The organism is Pantoea sp. SOD02 (assembly GCF_024707505.1).
GTDB lineage: Bacteria > Pseudomonadota > Gammaproteobacteria > Enterobacterales > Enterobacteriaceae > Pantoea > Pantoea symbiotica.
Genome location: NZ_CP102604.1, coordinates 220,336 through 237,780, shown reverse-complemented (window position 1 = coordinate 237,780; position 17,445 = coordinate 220,336). Strand labels below are relative to the sequence as shown.

Here is a 17,445-nt window from a genome sequence, read left to right as displayed (position 1 = left end):
AAAACGAATAACATTCGCTTCCGCTAAATCTTTAATCCGTAAAACAAGCTGAAAATATCCGGTCTCTCAGACCAAAACGCCTCTGGCGTTGTAAGGTTAAGCCTCACGGGTCATTAGTACCGGTTAGCTCAACGCATCGCTGCGCTTACACATCCGGCCTATCAACGTCGTAGTCTTCAACGTCCCTTCAGGACTCTCAAGGAGTCAGGGAGAACTCATCTCGGGGCAAGTTTCGTGCTTAGATGCTTTCAGCACTTATCTTTTCCGCACTTAGCTACCGGGCAATGCCATTGGCATGACAACCCGAACACCAGTGGTGCGTTCACTCCGGTCCTCTCGTACTAGGAGCAACCCCCCTCAATTCTCCAGCGCCCACGGCAGATAGGGACCGAACTGTCTCACGACGTTCTAAACCCAGCTCGCGTACCACTTTAAACGGCGAACAGCCGTACCCTTGGGACCTACTTCAGCCCCAGGATGTGATGAGCCGACATCGAGGTGCCAAACACCGCCGTCGATATGAACTCTTGGGCGGTATCAGCCTGTTATCCCCGGAGTACCTTTTATCCGTTGAGCGATGGCCCTTCCATTCAGAACCACCGGATCACTATGACCTGCTTTCGCACCTGCTCGAGCCGTCACTCTCGCAGTCAAGCTGGCTTATGCCATTGCACTAACCTCCTGATGTCCGACCAGGATTAGCCAACCTTCGTGCTCCTCCGTTACTCTTTGGGAGGAGACCGCCCCAGTCAAACTACCCACCAGACACTGTCCGCAGCCCGGATCACGGGCCTACGTTAGAACATCAAACATTAAAGGGTGGTATTTCAAGGTTGGCTCCACGCAGACTGGCGTCCACGCTTCAAAGCCTCCCACCTATCCTACACATCAAGGCTCAATGTTCAGTGTCAAGCTATAGTAAAGGTTCACGGGGTCTTTCCGTCTTGCCGCGGGTACACTGCATCTTCACAGCGATTTCAATTTCACTGAGTCTCGGGTGGAGACAGCCTGGCCATCATTACGCCATTCGTGCAGGTCGGAACTTACCCGACAAGGAATTTCGCTACCTTAGGACCGTTATAGTTACGGCCGCCGTTTACCGGGGCTTCGATCAAGAGCTTCTCCTTGCGGATAACCCCATCAATTAACCTTCCGGCACCGGGCAGGCGTCACACCGTATACGTCCACTTTCGTGTTTGCACAGTGCTGTGTTTTTAATAAACAGTTGCAGCCAGCTGGTATCTTCGACTGGCTTCGGCTCGGGGAGCAAGTCCCTCTACCTACGCGCCAGCGTGCCTTCTCCCGAAGTTACGGCACCATTTTGCCTAGTTCCTTCACCCGAGTTCTCTCAAGCGCCTTGGTATTCTCTACCTGACCACCTGTGTCGGTTTGGGGTACGATTTCGTGTTACCTGGAGCTTAGAGGCTTTTCCTGGAAGCAGGGCATCAGTTACTTCACCACCGTAGTGGCTCGTCGTCACGCCTCAGCCTTAAGATATCCCGGATTTACCAAAGATATCAGCCTACACGCTTAAACCGGGACAACCGTCGCCCGGATAACCTAGCCTTCTCCGTCCCCCCTTCGCAGTAACACCAAGTGCAGGAATATTAACCTGCTTCCCATCGACTACGCTTTTCAGCCTCGCCTTAGGGGTCGACTCACCCTGCTCCGATTAACGTTGAACAGGAACCCTTGGTCTTCCGGCGAGCGGGCTTTTCACCCGCTTTATCGTTACTTATGTCAGCATTCGCACTTCTGATACCTCCAGCACCCCTCACAGGACACCTTCAACGGCTTACAGAACGCTCCCCTACCCAACAACACATAGTGTCGCTGCCGCAGCTTCGGTGCATGGTTTAGCCCCGTTACATCTTCCGCGCAGGCCGACTCGACCAGTGAGCTATTACGCTTTCTTTAAATGATGGCTGCTTCTAAGCCAACATCCTGGCTGTCTGTGCCTTCCCACATCGTTTCCCACTTAACCATGACTTTGGGACCTTAGCTGGCGGTCTGGGTTGTTTCCCTCTTCACGACGGACGTTAGCACCCGCCGTGTGTCTCCCGTGATAACATTCTTCGGTATTCGCAGTTTGCATCGGGTTGGTAAGCCGGGATGGCCCCCTAGCCGAAACAGTGCTCTACCCCCGAAGATGAGTTCACGAGGCGCTACCTAAATAGCTTTCGGGGAGAACCAGCTATCTCCCGGTTTGATTGGCCTTTCACCCCCAGCCACAAGTCATCCGCTAATTTTTCAACATTAGTCGGTTCGGTCCTCCAGTTAGTGTTACCCAACCTTCAACCTGCCCATGGCTAGATCACCGGGTTTCGGGTCTATACCCTGCAACTTAACGCCCAGTTAAGACTCGGTTTCCCTGCGGCTCCCCTATACGGTTAACCTTGCTACAGAATATAAGTCGCTGACCCATTATACAAAAGGTACGCAGTCACCCTGATAAATCAAGGCTCCCACTGCTTGTACGTACACGGTTTCAGGTTCTGTTTCACTCCCCTCGCCGGGGTTCTTTTCGCCTTTCCCTCACGGTACTGGTTCACTATCGGTCAGTCAGGAGTATTTAGCCTTGGAGGATGGTCCCCCCATATTCAGACAGGATACCACGTGTCCCGCCCTACTCTTCGAACTCACAGTATGTGCACTTTCGTGTACGGGGCTATCACCCGGTATCGCGCGACTTTCCAGACGCTTCCACTAACGCACAAACTGATTCAGGTTCTGGGCTGTTCCCCGTTCGCTCGCCGCTACTGGGGGAATCTCGGTTGATTTCTTTTCCTCTGGGTACTTAGATGTTTCAGTTCCCCAGGTTCGCCTCGCAACACTATGTATTCATGTTGCGATGATGCACTGAGTGCACCGGGTTTCCCCATTCGGACATCGTCGGCTGTAGCGGTTCATATCACCTTACCGACGCTTTACGCAGATTAGCACGTCCTTCATCGCCTCTGACTGCCAGGGCATCCACCGTGTACGCTTAGTCGCTTAACCTCACAACCCACAGGCGTTTTGCAACGCTGCAGACTGCAAGCATTTGAGAGACTCGAACGCGTTGTTATTCATTTCCTATTACGGAGAAATGAACCAACACGTCGTTTCAATTTTCAGCTTGTTCCGGATTGTTAAAGAGCAATATCTCACACAAAGCTCGTAAGCTCAGTCTGAGATACTTCGTGGAGACACCTTTCACCTGTCACCAAGCAAGTGGCGTCCCCTAGGGGATTCGAACCCCTGTTGCCGCCGTGAAAGGGCGGAGTCCTAACCGCTAGACGAAGGGGACACGAGTAGTGTCACGACTTCGCAGCCGTCTTGCTCATTACTTTTTATCAGACAATCTGTGTGAGCACTGCGCGGGAAGGTATCTTCAGGTAAGGAGGTGATCCAACCGCAGGTTCCCCTACGGTTACCTTGTTACGACTTCACCCCAGTCATGAATCACAAAGTGGTAAGCGCCCTCCCGAAGGTTAAGCTACCTACTTCTTTTGCAACCCACTCCCATGGTGTGACGGGCGGTGTGTACAAGGCCCGGGAACGTATTCACCGTAGCATTCTGATCTACGATTACTAGCGATTCCGACTTCACGGAGTCGAGTTGCAGACTCCGATCCGGACTACGACGCACTTTATGAGGTCCGCTTGCTCTCGCGAGGTCGCTTCTCTTTGTATGCGCCATTGTAGCACGTGTGTAGCCCTACTCGTAAGGGCCATGATGACTTGACGTCATCCCCACCTTCCTCCAGTTTATCACTGGCAGTCTCCTTTGAGTTCCCGGCCGAACCGCTGGCAACAAAGGATAAGGGTTGCGCTCGTTGCGGGACTTAACCCAACATTTCACAACACGAGCTGACGACAGCCATGCAGCACCTGTCTCAGAGTTCCCGAAGGCACCAAAGCATCTCTGCTAAGTTCTCTGGATGTCAAGAGTAGGTAAGGTTCTTCGCGTTGCATCGAATTAAACCACATGCTCCACCGCTTGTGCGGGCCCCCGTCAATTCATTTGAGTTTTAACCTTGCGGCCGTACTCCCCAGGCGGTCGACTTAACGCGTTAGCTCCGGAAGCCACTCCTCAAGGGAACAACCTCCAAGTCGACATCGTTTACGGCGTGGACTACCAGGGTATCTAATCCTGTTTGCTCCCCACGCTTTCGCACCTGAGCGTCAGTCTTTGTCCAGGGGGCCGCCTTCGCCACCGGTATTCCTCCAGATCTCTACGCATTTCACCGCTACACCTGGAATTCTACCCCCCTCTACAAGACTCTAGCCTGCCAGTTTCGAATGCAGTTCCCAGGTTAAGCCCGGGGATTTCACATCCGACTTGACAGACCGCCTGCGTGCGCTTTACGCCCAGTAATTCCGATTAACGCTTGCACCCTCCGTATTACCGCGGCTGCTGGCACGGAGTTAGCCGGTGCTTCTTCTGCGGGTAACGTCAATCGGTGAAGTTATTAACTCCACCGCCTTCCTCCCCGCTGAAAGTACTTTACAACCCGAAGGCCTTCTTCATACACGCGGCATGGCTGCATCAGGCTTGCGCCCATTGTGCAATATTCCCCACTGCTGCCTCCCGTAGGAGTCTGGACCGTGTCTCAGTTCCAGTGTGGCTGGTCATCCTCTCAGACCAGCTAGGGATCGTCGCCTAGGTGAGCCATTACCCCACCTACTAGCTAATCCCATCTGGGCACATCCGATGGTGTGAGGCCCGAAGGTCCCCCACTTTGGTCTTGCGACGTTATGCGGTATTAGCTACCGTTTCCAGTAGTTATCCCCCTCCATCGGGCAGTTTCCCAGACATTACTCACCCGTCCGCCACTCGTCACCCGAGAGCAAGCTCTCTGTGCTACCGTTCGACTTGCATGTGTTAGGCCTGCCGCCAGCGTTCAATCTGAGCCATGATCAAACTCTTCAATTTAAGTTTGATTTGCTGAAACAAGTTCAGCGATGCTCATCTGTAAAACGTCATAATGAATTTCATTATGTGTTCACTCGTGAGGCTTTGATATTTTTTACGTCCGGAGACGCTGATATCAATCCTGCGAGTGCCCACACAGATTGTCTGATAAATTGTTAAAGAGCGTTGCGAGCAGCGGCTGAACCGTCTGTCGCGAGGTGGCGTATACTACGCTACTCTCCTTCGGAGTCAAACACTTTTTTCAGCGTTTTCATCCGGCGGGATGAATTTCTTCACTCCCTGCTGAGCCGTCTGCGTTGCCGCTTTGCCGTCTCAGTGGTGGCGCATTATAGGGAGTTATTCGGAGGTGACAAGGGTTTATTGCAAATAAATTACTGTTCGACCTAAATTTCGCCACAACGCTGTATTTCACAACGATTTGCCTGGTAACTGCGCAAAATCCTGGGCAAAAAGCGCCACTTTATTCCAATCAGTGTATTCAACTTCTTTCGATGCATCGGTTTCGCCGCCGGTCATACGCATAATGAATTGAATCATGACGCGATCAAACCAGCGATAACGCGGATAACGCAACGCCCCGGCGAAAACCACACAGCAATCGGGTTGCCACGGTGACTGCTCCAGGAACTTGCGCGTATAGGCATTGGTCTCTGGCGTGCACTTATCGGCTTTGCGCGCCGTCAGGTTGACACTAAAGAAGCCGCTTACGCGCTGCTGCAACTGAGCTTTATGCTGCGTAACAAACTTAAGCAAAGCCGGATTGAAATGACCGTAGCGGATCGAAGCACCAATCAGCACGCGATCGTACTGCAACCAATCAATCTGGTTTGCCTCCAGTAGATCGATCACGTCACACAGTTGATGCGGCACTAACGTCTGCGCAATGCGCGCGGCAATGTCACGGGTTTGCCCATCGCGGCTGGAATACAGAATCAACGCTTTCATTACTCAATCCTATTTTATTATTCGCGCCAGAAGGTCGGTGTGAACAGCACCAGCAGCGTGAACACTTCAAGGCGTCCAAACAGCATGGTCAAAATCAAAATCCATTTCGCGACATCATTCATTGAAGTGAAGTTGTCTGCCACGACACCCAAACCGGGCCCGAGGTTATTCAGAGTCGCGGCCACGGCAGCAAAAGCAGAGAAGTCATCCACGCCGGTGGCGATGATGGCCAGCATACTGAGCAGGAACACCAGCGCATAAGCTGAGAAGAAACCCCACACCGCTTCGAGGATACGTTCCGGCAACGCGCGGTTACCCAGTTTGATGGTGTAAACCGCATTCGGGTGCACCAAACGCTTCAGCTCACGCGAACCCTGTTTGAAAAGCAGCAGAATGCGGATCACCTTCAATCCGCCGCCCGTAGAACCCGCCATGCCGCCGATAAAGGCCGAACACAGCAGCAGCACCGGCAGGAACAGCGGCCAGCGTGCAATGCTGTCGGTGGTGAAACCGGCCGTGGTCGCCATCGAAACCACCTGGAAAAACGCCTGATTCAACGTTTGCCAGCCGCTGGCGTACACATTGTGGAACCACAGCACGATGGTACAGATCAGCACTAAGGTCAGTTGTACACCAATAAACATGCGGAATTCGGGATCGCGCCAGTACACTTTCAGGTTGCGACCACTTAATAAAGAGAAGTGCAGGCCATAGTTACAGCCCGATATCAGCAGAAATACCGCGACGATGGTATTGATGGTTGGGCTATTAAAGTAGCCGATGCTGGCATCATGGGTTGAAAACCCGCCAATCGCGATAGTCGAGAAGCTATGGCCGATAGCATCAAACATCGGCATGCCCGCCAGCCACAGCGCCACCGCGCATGCGACGGTGAGCAACACATAGATCAGCCACAGCGTTTTCGCTGTTTCCGCAATACGCGGGCGCATCTTGTTATCTTTCAGCGGACCCGGCATTTCAGCGCGATAGAGCTGCATGCCACCCACGCCCAGAATCGGCAGAATCGCCACCGCCAGCACAATGATTCCCATCCCGCCGAGCCACTGCAGCATCTGACGATAGAACAGAATCGCTTTCGGCAGCGTATCCAGTCCCACCAGCGTGGTGGCTCCGGTGGTTGTGAGGCCAGAGAAGGATTCAAAGAACGCATCAGTAACTGAAAGATGTGGCTGCTCGGCGAAGATAAACGGCATCGCACCGACGCTGCCCAGCACGGTCCAGAACAGCACCACGATGAGGAAGCCTTCGCGCGGCTTAAGTTCGCTTTTCTGCTTGCGGTTAGGCCACCACAGCAGCGAACCGATAACGATCGCCATCATAAAGGTCTGACTGAACGCGCGCCCGGCTCCATCACGGTAAATCAAGGCGACGAGGCCCGGTAAAATCATGGTCACCGAGAACAGAATCACCAGCAGGCCCACGATGCGGGTAATGGCGCGAAAATGCATTCAGCCGTTTCCTTTAAACAGAAGCTTTTAGTTTGTCAGCGGGATGAGCGTCAGCGCGCCCCGGCTGTAATCAGAGAGGTTTTGGCGAAAGCCATCAATCTGCGCATGCGGCAACGCTAAACGCAGCGCAATACGATCCTGATAATGGCTCTCTTCTATAATGCCGTCAAAACGTTGCAGCAAACGCTCGATGTCGCTGAGTTGGGCGTAATCGCATTGCAAGGTAAAAGATTCCATCGGCACTTTACGTTGACGCGCCAGTTGCTTCAGCCCTTGCTGCACGCCGCCGCCATATGCTTTTACCAGTCCGCCGGTGCCCAGCATAATGCCACCATAATAACGCACCACCACCGCAGTAATCTCACCGACACCGCTGCCCATCAGTTGGGCCAGCATCGGTTTGCCGGCGGTGCCAGAAGGTTCGCCATCATCGGAGAAACCCAACTGTTGCGAATCATCCGGCGCGCCTGCCACCCACGCCCAGCAGTGATGCCGCGCGGTGGGATGTTCCTGCTTCACCTGCTGCACAAACGCGCGCGCCGCTTCCACGCCCACCGTGTGCGCCAGCAAGGTGATGAAGCGGCTTTTCTTGATGGTTTCCTCGCTGAGACTCACGGCCTCAGCGGGAATGTCGTAAGCATCCATCAGGCAAGGTGCAGATCGCGCGTCATGTTTTCAATGCGATTAGTGTGAATCACCACGTTATCCTCGATACGAATACCGCCGTACGGTTTCAGTGCATCGATTGCCGCCCAGTCAAAGTATTGACTGAACTTGCCGCCGCGCAGCTTCGCCAGCAGCGAATCGATAATATAGAAGCCCGGTTCGATAGTCAGCACCATGCCAGGTTCCAGCACGCGCGTACAACGCAGATACGGATACTGCGACGGTGCCGCCAGATGCGTGCCGTTGTCGTCCTGCATAAAGCCAGCCACGTCGTGCACCTGCAGGCCGAGCGGGTGCCCAAGGCCGTGCGGCATAAACGGGCCGGTTAAATCATCCGCCACCAGCGTCTCTTCGGTCAGGCCTTTCACCAGTTCGAACTTCAGCAGCAGACGCGCAATGCGCTGATGCATCTGCAGATGATAATCGGTATAGCGCACGCCAGCTTTCAAGGTAGCGATCAGCGCCAGCTCTTCCTTGTTCATCGCCGCAACCATTTCGGCATAGCGCGATTTGCTCTGCGCCGCATAGCTGCGCGTCAGGTCAGCGGCGTAACCGAGATATTCCGCACCGGCGTCAATCAGGAAGCTGTGGCGTTTGGCCGGCGGTTGATGATCCAGTTTGGTGTAGTGCAGTACTGCGGCATGTTCATTCAGCGCGATGATGTTGCCGTAAGGCACATCGGTATCGCGATGGCCGGTTGCGATCAGATAGGCAATATTGATATCGAACTCGCTCATGCCAGAGAAGAACGCCTCTTTGGCCGCGCGATGCCCCGCCACCGCCAGCTTCTGCGCTTCGCGCATACACGCCAGTTCGTACTCGGTTTTAATACTACGATGATAATGCAGGAAATCGATCACGCCTTTCGGGTTCACCTGCTCGCTGTTAATGCCAAGCTGGGAAGCGCGTGACGGCACCGGACCGATATACGCCACGTTTTCGCGCTGTGCAGGCAGCAACTGCGCGATCTCATCGGCACTCTTCAGGCCAATCACGTCCACATCGTTGGTCCAGAAGCTGTTTGGCAGCGGCTCAACGTTGTGCCAGTAATCTACCGGTGAATAGAACCACAGCTTGGGTTTATTCACGCCATCAATCCATAACCAGCAGTTTGGCACCTGCGTCACCGGCACCCACGCTTTGAACTGGGGATTCACCTTAAACGGATAGTCGTGATCGTCGAGAAAAACGGTCAGCAGCTCGCCGGAATGAATCAGCATGGCATCAAGCTTAAAGCGAGCCAGCACCTGCTGCGCTCGCTGCTGCAGCGTATTGATGTGCGCGTGATACAGGGTTTTCAGTGAATCCATGGACTTGTCTCCAATGTCGCGAAAGTGGCCGCAGTGTAGCACAGCCGTGTAAGCGATGCCGTGCTGCACGCGCTGTGATCGTTGTATCAAATAAGCAAACTCTCGTTTGCAAATAATTAACATCAGACTCACACTCCAACTCATCTGGTATGACCAGATCAACTTTCGCGGTTTCAGGAGACGGACATGCTCTACCAAGGCGATACCCTTTCAGTTCACTGGCTTGACGACGGCATCGCCGAGCTGGTTTTCGATGCGCCCGGTTCGGTGAACAAACTCGATACCAAAACTGTTGCCTCATTGGGCGAGGCATTAAGCGTATTGGAACAGCAAACCGCGCTGCGCGGCCTGTTGCTCTCGTCGGCCAAACCGGCATTTATCGTCGGTGCCGACATCACAGAATTCCTGTCGCTGTTTGATGCGCCAGAAGAGAAGCTGAGTCAGTGGTTGGCATTTGCCAACAGCATCTTCAATCGCTTAGAAGATTTGCCGGTGCCAACCGTGGCCGCTATCGACGGCTATGCGCTGGGTGGCGGCTGTGAATGCATACTGGCGACCGACTTCCGCGTTGCCACGCCCACCGCACGCATCGGCCTGCCGGAAACCAAACTGGGCATCATGCCGGGCTTTGGCGGCAGCGTGCGTTTGCCGCGCCTGCTCGGTGCCGATAGCGCGATGGAAATCATCGCCGCCGGTAAAGATGTTGATGGCAACAGCGCCCTGAAACTCGGTTTGGTGGATGCAGTGGTCAGCAGCGACAAACTACGTGATGCGGCACTCACCGTATTGCAGGACGCCATTGTGCAGGGCAACTGGCAGGCACGCCGCGCGCCGAAGCTGGCGCCGCTGAAACTCAGCCCGATTGAAGCCGCCATGAGCTTCACCATCGCCAAAAGCATGGTGCTGCAAACCGCAGGTAAACACTATCCGGCACCGATTACTGCCGTGAAAACCATTGAAGCCGCCGCCAGCCTCGGACGTGATGATGCGCTGAAGCTGGAAACCGCCGCTTTTGTACCGCTGGCGCAGAGCGATGTGGCGCGTGCGCTGGTCGGCATCTTCCTGAACGATCAGTACGTCAAAGGCCTGGCGAAGAAGCACAGCAGCGCGGCCGGTGCGCCGCAGCAAGCCGCAGTATTGGGCGCAGGGATTATGGGCGGCGGCATTGCTTATCAATCGGCATGGAAAGGCGTGCCGGTGATGATGAAAGATATCAATCCGCAGGCGTTAACGCTGGGCATGACCGAAGCCAGCAAGCTGCTGAACAAACAGCTGGAGCGCGGCAAAATTGACGGTGCGAAACTGGCGAGCGTACTCACCACTATTCAGCCCACGTTGGATTATGCCGGATTCGAACGTACCGACGTGGTGGTAGAAGCGGTAGTGGAAAATCCGCAGATCAAAGCCAAAGTGCTGGCAGAAACCGAGCAGCATCTGCGCGAGGACGCCATTCTCGCCTCCAACACTTCAACCATTCCGATCAGCCAGCTGGCGCAAGCCTTAAAACGCCCGGAAAACTTCTGCGGCATGCACTTCTTCAATCCGGTGCCGCGTATGCCGCTGGTCGAAGTGATTCGCGGTGAGAAAACTTCAGAAGCGACTCTCAGCAAAGTGGTGGCCTGGGCGAGCAAAATGGGCAAGACGCCGATTGTGGTGAATGACTGTCCCGGCTTCTTTGTGAATCGCGTGCTGTTCCCCTACTTCGCCGCTTTCAGCCTGCTGCTGCGCGATGGCGCAGATTTCCGTCAGGTCGATAAAGTGATGGAAAAACAGTTCGGCTGGCCGATGGGCCCAGCGTGGCTGCTGGATGTGGTCGGCATTGATACCGCGCACCATGCTCAACAAGTGATGGCGCAAGGTTTCCCGTCTCGCATGCAGAAAGATTACCGCGATGCGATCGACGTACTGTTCGAAGCCAAACGTTACGGCCAGAAAAACGGTCTGGGCTTTTACCGCTGGGAGCTGGATAAAAAAGGCAAGGCGCAGAAGAAGGCCGATGCAGCTGTCGATGCGTTGCTGGAACCTATTTGCCAGCCGACGCGCGTGTTCAGCGATGACGAGATCGCCAACCGCATGATGCTGCCGATGCTCAACGAAGTGGTGCGCTGCCTCGAAGAGAAGATCATCGCTTCACCGGCCGAAGCCGATATGGCGCTGGTGTACGGTTTAGGCTTCCCACCGTTCCGTGGCGGCGCGTTCCGCTACATGGATACGCTGGGCAACAGCAACGTGGTCGATCAGGCCAAACGTTATACCGCGCTCGGCCCGCTTTACGCGCTGCCGGAGCTGCTGTTGCAAAAAGCCCATCAGCATCAGAGCTGGTATCCCGCGGTGCAACCGATTGACGAAGCGGCGCTGCAAAGTGCCTGAGGTAATGAAAATGGAAAAAGTAGTCATTGTTGATGCGGTCCGCACGCCGATGGGCCGCTCCAAAGGCGGTGCGTTTCGTCAGGTACGCGCAGAAGATCTCTCGGCGCATTTGATGCGCGAGCTGCTGAGCCGCAATCCGGCGGTCGATCCCGCCACGCTGGACGACATTATCTGGGGCTGCGTGCAGCAGACGCTGGAGCAAGGCTTCAACATTGCACGTAACGCCGCGCTGCTGGCGGAGATCCCGCATCGCGTGCCTGCCAGCACCGTCAACCGCCTGTGCGGTTCGTCGATGCAGGCGCTGCACGACGCGGCGCGTGCCATTATGGTTGGTGATGCGCATAGCTGCCTGATTGGCGGCGTAGAACATATGGGCCACGTGCCGATGAGCCATGGCGTGGATTTCCATCCCGGCCTTGGTCGCACGGTGGCGAAAGCGGCGGGCATGATGGGGTTAACCGCCGAAATGCTGGCGCGCATGCATCACATCACGCGTGAGCAGCAGGATGCTTTCGCATTGCGTTCACACCAGCGCGCCTGGGCGGCAACCCAGCGCGGCGACTTCAAGCGTGAGATTGTGGCGACCTACGGCCACGACGCCGACGGCGTGTTGAAACGTTTTGAGAGCGACGAAGTGATTCGTGAAGAGACCAGCCTCGAAGGATTGGCTGCGCTGCGCCCGGCGTTCGATCCGGTCAACGGCACCGTGACCGCAGGCAGCTCCTCCGCACTTTCCGACGGTGCAGCCGCAATGCTGATCATGAGCGAAAGCCGCGCACGCGAACTCGGTCTGACGCCGCGCGCGCGTATTCGCAGCATGGCGGTGGTCGGCTGCGATCCGTCAATCATGGGCTACGGTCCGGTTCCCGCCAGCAAACTGGCGCTCAAGCGTGCCGGACTAAGCGTGCAGGATATCGACCTGTTCGAGTTCAACGAAGCTTTTGCCGCACAAGCGCTGCCGTGCATCAAGGACATGGGTTTGCTGGAACAGCTGGATGAGAAAGTGAATTTGAATGGCGGCGCGATTGCGCTCGGTCATCCGCTGGGATGTTCCGGTGCGCGTATCAGTACCACGCTGCTGAATCTGATGGAGCGTCGCGATGCGCAATTTGGTCTGGCGACCATGTGCATTGGCTTAGGCCAGGGCATCGCCACGGTGTTCGAACGGGTTTAATACGTTAATGTTGCACGTGTTCCCGCCCTTTCGGGCGGGTTTTTTATGGCTGTTCGTCGTAGTCGCCATTGATGGCGACCATCAGATAAACGCAAACGCATCACCAAACATCTGCGCTTCCAGTGCACCGCGCTCGGCGCAGAAACGCTCACGCGCTATCTTCGCCATCTCAAAACGACCGGCAATATAGATATCGTGCTCGCTGAGCGATGCGAAATCCTGCATCACCGCCGTCAGCACCGTGCCGCTGCGCCCGGTCCAGTCATCCGCCGGTTGTTCAACTACCGGAATCACTTTCAGGTTCGGATGTTTAACCGCCAGCGCATTCAGCTCATCCAAATCGTACAGATGCATCAACTCACGGCCGCCCCAGTAAATCGCTATCTCGCGATCGGGTTTCTGTGCCAGCGCGGTCAGCAGAATAGAGCGCGCATAGGAGAAGCCGGTACCGCCCGCAATCAGAATGATCGGGCGCTCACTGTCTTCACGCAGCCAGGCATCGCCGTGCGGCATATCGACGGTAATCTGGCGATCGTTCTTGATGCGGTCCATCACCGCCATCGCGTAGAGATTGAGATCCGATGCGCCGATGTGCAGCTCAATGATGTCCTTTTCCATTGGCGTAGAAGCCAGGGAAAACGGGCGCTTATCGCGCTCATCCATCACCACCATCAAATACTGTCCTGCGCGGAAGTTAAAATCCGCCGCCGGAATTAAACGAACGCGGTAAACCGTGTCCGTAATCGCTTCAACCGAAGTCACTTTGCAGCTTAACGTTGTCATGCGTTCCCTTTTTCTTCGGGTCTAATTGGTCTGCCGCCGTTAGCGCTGCGGCGGCTCGGCAAAGATAGCTAACTCATCCCAAATGGCGTCAATGCGCGCGGTCACCGCCGGATCTTTTACAATCGGCGTGCCCCACTCGCGCGTGGTTTCGCCCGGCCACTTATTGGTCGCATCAAGTCCCATCTTCGAGCCTAAGCCGGAAACCGGCGAGGCGAAGTCGAGATAATCGATCGGCGTGTTCTCAACCAGCACCGTATCGCGCGCCGGATCCATGCGCGTGGTAATCGCCCAAATCACATCATTCCAGTCGCGTGCGTTAACGTCGTCATCGCACACAATCACGAACTTGGTGTACATGAACTGACGCAGGAACGACCACACGCCGAACATCACGCGCTTGGCGTGACCCGCATACTGTTTCTTGATCGTCACTACCGCGAGGCGATAAGAGCAACCTTCTGGCGGCAGATAGAAATCCACAATCTCCGGGAACTGCTTGATCAGAATCGGCACCAGCACTTCATTAAGCGCCACGCCCAGCACCGCCGGTTCATCCGGTGGACGTCCGGTGTAGGTTGAATGATAAATCGGGTTGCGACGTTGCGTTACGTGCGTCACGGTAAACACCGGGAAGCTGTCTACTTCATTGTAGTAGCCTGTGTGGTCGCCGTACGGACCTTCCGGCGCGACATCGCCCGGCTCGATGTATCCTTCCAACACGATTTCCGCGCTGGCCGGCACTTCGAGTTCGTTCGAAACGCACTTCACCACTTCGGTTTTATTACCGCGCAGCAAACCGGCAAAAGCGTATTCGGAGAGCGTATCCGGCACCGGCGTCACCGCGCCGAGAATGGTGGCAGGATCGGCGCCCAGCGCTACCGACACAGGGAAACGTTCGCCCGGATGCGCTTTACACCACTCCTGGAAATCCAGCGCGCCGCCGCGATGCGACAGCCAGCGCATAATCACGCGGTTCTTGCCGATCACCTGCTGGCGATAGATACCCAGATTCTGTCGCTCTTTATGCGGGCCGCGCGTGACGGTTAATCCCCACGTAATCAGCGGCGCAGCATCGCCCGGCCAGCATTTCATCACAGGGATGCGCGACAGATCGACTTCATCGCCGCTGAAAATCTCTTCCTGGCACGGCGCATTGCGCAGGCGCTTAGTAGGCATATTCAGCACTTGCTTAAACTGCGGCATCTTATCGAACAGATCGCGGAAGCCTTTTGGCGGTTCCGGCTCTTTCAGGAACGCCAGCAGCTTGCCTACTTCGCGCAGCGCACTGACCTCTTCCTGGCCCATGCCCATCGCCACGCGCTTTGGTGTACCAAACAGATTACACAGCACCGGCATATCGTAGCCTTTCGGGTTTTCGAACAGCAGCGCCGGGCCGCCGGCGCGCAGCGTGCGATCGGCAATTTCAGTCATCTCTAACTCAGGATCGATCTCCTGAGTGATGCGCTTTAACTCGCCACGCTGTTCCAGCAATGCGAGGAAGTCTCGTAAATCCTGATATTTCATGCGGCTTTAGCTTTCCGGCCAGAGTGAAGCGCCATTATAGGGGCGTTTCACGCTGACATGTTGAGGTTTTGCGTCAGGCAGGCTGACAGGAAAACGGCACCAGCGACTGAATCGCCAATACATCGTGATAAGCGGCAATCGGCTCGCCGTGGCGGAACACTTTGAAGTCTTCGCCGCGTGCGCTGTAGTAACGCAGGCGATTCTCGCTCACGTGCAGGAAGCTGGCTTCGCGCAGCGCAATCACCGATTCATGCGGATTAACGGCACAGAATTCGGCCAGGCGTTCATCACGCGTTTCGCCCATATGGCCACTGACGTGCGCATCAAGATAATGCGGATTGATCTGCACCGGGAACAGACCAAGCGCGGGCAACACCACGCTGCTGCGCACCGGCATGTCATTGGTGGTACGAATAGAAGGCGTTGCCACATTGCAACCGGCGCTCCAGCCAACGTACGGCACATCACGCTCGCGTACCGCGCGTTGGATGGCAACGATCAAGCCGTGCTCATGCAGCATTTGGTTGAGGAACCAGGTATTTCCGCCGCTCACCAGAATCAGCTCAGCTTGTTCAATCGCCGCAACGGGCGATGCAAACTCGTGCACGGTGCGCACTTCAATGCCTAACGACGCGGATAAATCCTGCGCGCGCTGCGCATGATCGCCACGAATAATCGCGTACGGCACCAGCACCGCCGAGGTGATTCCGCGCTGGGCGATCATCGCGTGCAGCTGCGGGTGGGCGTAACCTAACAGCGGCGCATCGTCAGCCACTTTGCCGTTACTCAACAGGAACAGTTCCATCAGCCACTCCTTTTCAATCGAAAGATGGGGATGGAGTCTGATACAGATGGTCGTCAGCCGTCAATTTTCTTGCAAGAAAGCGTAAATAAGCCGCATCAATCGGATAAATCGTAGTGAAATTGTTTTCAGCGCCCGGTTTCCACCCGCCGATGCGCTATAACTCTGACAACTGATTTGATATTCTTAGCGTCCATTATTTGGGAGCGGTTATGGAATCCTGGTACTTACTCTATTGCAAACGTGGACAACTGTTGCGCGCGAAAGAGCATCTTGAGCGGCAAGAGGTGAATTGCCTCAGCCCAATGATCGCTCTGGAGAAGATTGTGCGCGGTAAACGCACCACCGTGAGTGAGCCGCTGTTCCCTAACTATCTGTTTATCGAGTTCGATCCCGAAGCGATTCACACCACCACCATCAGCAGCACTCGCGGCGTCAGCCACTTCGTGCGCTTCGGCACCATGCCGGCCACCGTATCGCATGATGTGATCGAAGCGCTGCAGACCGATGCGCCGCAGATCGTGCTGGATCCGGAAACCCCGCAGAGCGGTGATGAAGTGATCATCACCGATGGCACTTTCGAAGGGCTGCGCGCCATTTTTGCCGAGCCGGATGGTGAAACGCGCTCCGTTCTGCTGCTCAACATGCTGAACAAACAGGTGATGCGCAGCGTGGATAACAAGCAGTTCCGCAAACTCTAAGCGAGTTTAAACAGCTGGCGTGCGTTGAGATTAACCTGCGCGCCTAGCGCTTCTGCTTCTTCGCCACGCCAGTTCGCCACCTGCTGCACAATATGCGGCAGGAAGCACGGCTCATTGCGGCGCGAAGTAGGACGCGGATGCATATCGCGCGGCAGTAAATACGGTGCGTCGGTTTCCAGTAACAGGCGCTCAGCCGGAATCAGCGGCAGCAATTCACGCAGTTCCATACCGCGACGCTCATCGCATACCCAGCCGGTAATGCCCACCGACAATCCCAGCGCCAGACACGCTTGCAGCTCGTCACGCGTACCGGTAAAGCAGTGAACGACAGCGCCCACCAACTTCGGCAGCCACGGCTCAAGCACCGCGACAAAACGATCGTGTGCTTCACGGCAATGCAGAAACACCGGCATTTGCAGCTCAGCGGCCAACGCCAGCTGCGCATCGAAGGCGTATTCCTGCTGATCGTGGGCCGAAAGATTACGATTGAAATCCAGGCCACATTCGCCAATCGCGACCACCTGCTCGCTTTCCGCCAGGCGACGTAAGGTATTCGCGGTTTCCGCCGACCATTCACTGGCATGGTGCGGATGGACGCCAGCGGTTGACCAGCAATATCCTGCATGTTGCGCTGCCAGTTGGCGTGCTTGCTGGCTCTCCAGCGCGTTGGTGCCGGTAATTAACAGGCCGGTGACGCCTGCTTCGCGCGCACGTTTTACCACCTGATCGCGATCTTTTGCGAATTGCGTGCTGGTCAGGTTTACACCGATATCAAACATATTT

At 55.6% G+C, this 17,445-nt stretch carries 11 protein-coding genes, 1 tRNA gene and 2 rRNA genes; 3 read left to right on the top strand and 11 right to left on the bottom strand.

What is annotated here, in order from left to right:
* Window positions 1-92: 92 nt before the first annotated feature.
* The 7 genes from NR302_RS01055 to pepQ all read right to left on the bottom strand — a co-directional run bounded on the left by NR302_RS01055 (window position 93) and on the right by pepQ (window position 9,308).
* A 23S ribosomal RNA gene (locus NR302_RS01055) occupies window positions 93-3,000 on the bottom strand.
* 214 nt (window positions 3,001-3,214) lie between these two features.
* Window positions 3,215-3,289: transfer RNA gene (locus NR302_RS01050), tRNA-Glu, on the bottom strand.
* Between the two features lie 89 nt (window positions 3,290-3,378).
* Window positions 3,379-4,918: ribosomal RNA gene (locus NR302_RS01045) — 16S ribosomal RNA — on the bottom strand.
* Together the 16S and 23S rRNA genes with 1 tRNA gene alongside form the textbook arrangement of a ribosomal RNA operon.
* A gap of 408 nt (window positions 4,919-5,326) precedes the next feature.
* The gene (gene hemG / locus NR302_RS01040) at window positions 5,327-5,863 is read right to left on the bottom strand and encodes a menaquinone-dependent protoporphyrinogen IX dehydrogenase (protein WP_258144326.1); all 537 of its coding nucleotides are present in this window, start codon (window positions 5,861-5,863) and stop codon (window positions 5,327-5,329) included.
* A gap of 17 nt (window positions 5,864-5,880) precedes the next feature.
* Window positions 5,881-7,332 (bottom strand): Trk system potassium transporter TrkH, encoded by a 1,452-nt coding sequence (gene trkH / locus NR302_RS01035; protein WP_154194509.1) that lies wholly within the window; start codon window positions 7,330-7,332, stop codon window positions 5,881-5,883.
* 27 nt (window positions 7,333-7,359) lie between these two features.
* A complete protein-coding gene (locus NR302_RS01030) occupies window positions 7,360-7,977 on the bottom strand; it encodes an IMPACT family protein (protein WP_258144325.1) in 618 nt (205 codons plus the stop codon).
* Window positions 7,977-9,308 (bottom strand): Xaa-Pro dipeptidase, encoded by a 1,332-nt coding sequence (gene pepQ, locus NR302_RS01025; RefSeq protein WP_258144324.1) that lies wholly within the window; start codon window positions 9,306-9,308, stop codon window positions 7,977-7,979. Before pepQ ends, NR302_RS01030 begins: the two co-directional genes overlap by 1 nt.
* 186 nt (window positions 9,309-9,494) lie before the next feature.
* Here pepQ and fadB point away from each other — a divergent pair, with 186 nt between their 5' ends.
* Window positions 9,495-11,678, top strand: a complete 2,184-nt coding sequence (gene fadB, locus NR302_RS01020; RefSeq protein ID WP_258144323.1) for a fatty acid oxidation complex subunit alpha FadB — start codon at window positions 9,495-9,497, stop codon at window positions 11,676-11,678.
* A gap of 10 nt (window positions 11,679-11,688) precedes the next feature.
* Window positions 11,689-12,852, top strand: coding sequence for an acetyl-CoA C-acyltransferase FadA (fadA, locus tag NR302_RS01015; protein WP_222185727.1), 1,164 nt, complete (start codon window positions 11,689-11,691; stop codon window positions 12,850-12,852).
* A gap of 81 nt (window positions 12,853-12,933) precedes the next feature.
* On the opposite strand, the gene fre is transcribed toward fadA, so the two are convergent.
* The 3 genes from fre to pepE form a co-directional block, all read right to left on the bottom strand.
* A complete protein-coding gene (gene fre / locus NR302_RS01010) occupies window positions 12,934-13,635 on the bottom strand; it encodes an NAD(P)H-flavin reductase (RefSeq protein WP_008105825.1) in 702 nt (233 codons plus the stop codon).
* A gap of 39 nt (window positions 13,636-13,674) precedes the next feature.
* Window positions 13,675-15,159: a 4-hydroxy-3-polyprenylbenzoate decarboxylase gene (gene ubiD / locus NR302_RS01005; RefSeq protein ID WP_008105823.1), complete on the bottom strand. Its 1,485-nt coding sequence runs from the start codon at window positions 15,157-15,159 to the stop codon at window positions 13,675-13,677.
* 73 nt (window positions 15,160-15,232) lie between these two features.
* Window positions 15,233-15,964 (bottom strand): dipeptidase PepE, encoded by a 732-nt coding sequence (gene pepE / locus NR302_RS01000; RefSeq protein ID WP_008105821.1) that lies wholly within the window; start codon window positions 15,962-15,964, stop codon window positions 15,233-15,235.
* Between the two features lie 209 nt (window positions 15,965-16,173).
* On the opposite strand from pepE, the gene rfaH reads away from it, so the two are divergent.
* Entirely contained in the window at window positions 16,174-16,662 is a 489-nt protein-coding gene (gene rfaH / locus NR302_RS00995; RefSeq protein ID WP_008105818.1) for a transcription/translation regulatory transformer protein RfaH, read from the top strand.
* Here the strand turns inward: rfaH and tatD are convergent.
* Window positions 16,659-17,441, bottom strand: coding sequence for a 3'-5' ssDNA/RNA exonuclease TatD (gene tatD, locus NR302_RS00990; RefSeq protein ID WP_258144322.1), 783 nt, complete (start codon window positions 17,439-17,441; stop codon window positions 16,659-16,661). The two genes, rfaH and tatD, sit on opposite strands and share 4 nt — an antisense overlap.
* Between the last annotated feature and the right edge of the window lie 4 nt (window positions 17,442-17,445).

Coding starts and splice junctions, on each gene's coding strand:
- hemG (WP_258144326.1), bottom strand. CDS start 5,863: ATGAAAGCGTTGATTCTGTATTCCAGCCGCGATGGGCAAACCCGTGAC.
- trkH (WP_154194509.1), bottom strand. CDS start 7,332: ATGCATTTTCGCGCCATTACCCGCATCGTGGGCCTGCTGGTGATTCTG.
- NR302_RS01030 (WP_258144325.1), bottom strand. CDS start 7,977: ATGGATGCTTACGACATTCCCGCTGAGGCCGTGAGTCTCAGCGAGGAA.
- pepQ (WP_258144324.1), bottom strand. CDS start 9,308: ATGGATTCACTGAAAACCCTGTATCACGCGCACATCAATACGCTGCAG.
- fadB (WP_258144323.1), top strand. CDS start 9,495: ATGCTCTACCAAGGCGATACCCTTTCAGTTCACTGGCTTGACGACGGC.
- fadA (WP_222185727.1), top strand. CDS start 11,689: ATGGAAAAAGTAGTCATTGTTGATGCGGTCCGCACGCCGATGGGCCGC.
- fre (WP_008105825.1), bottom strand. CDS start 13,635: ATGACAACGTTAAGCTGCAAAGTGACTTCGGTTGAAGCGATTACGGAC.
- ubiD (WP_008105823.1), bottom strand. CDS start 15,159: ATGAAATATCAGGATTTACGAGACTTCCTCGCATTGCTGGAACAGCGT.
- pepE (WP_008105821.1), bottom strand. CDS start 15,964: ATGGAACTGTTCCTGTTGAGTAACGGCAAAGTGGCTGACGATGCGCCG.
- rfaH (WP_008105818.1), top strand. CDS start 16,174: ATGGAATCCTGGTACTTACTCTATTGCAAACGTGGACAACTGTTGCGC.
- tatD (WP_258144322.1), bottom strand. CDS start 17,441: ATGTTTGATATCGGTGTAAACCTGACCAGCACGCAATTCGCAAAAGAT.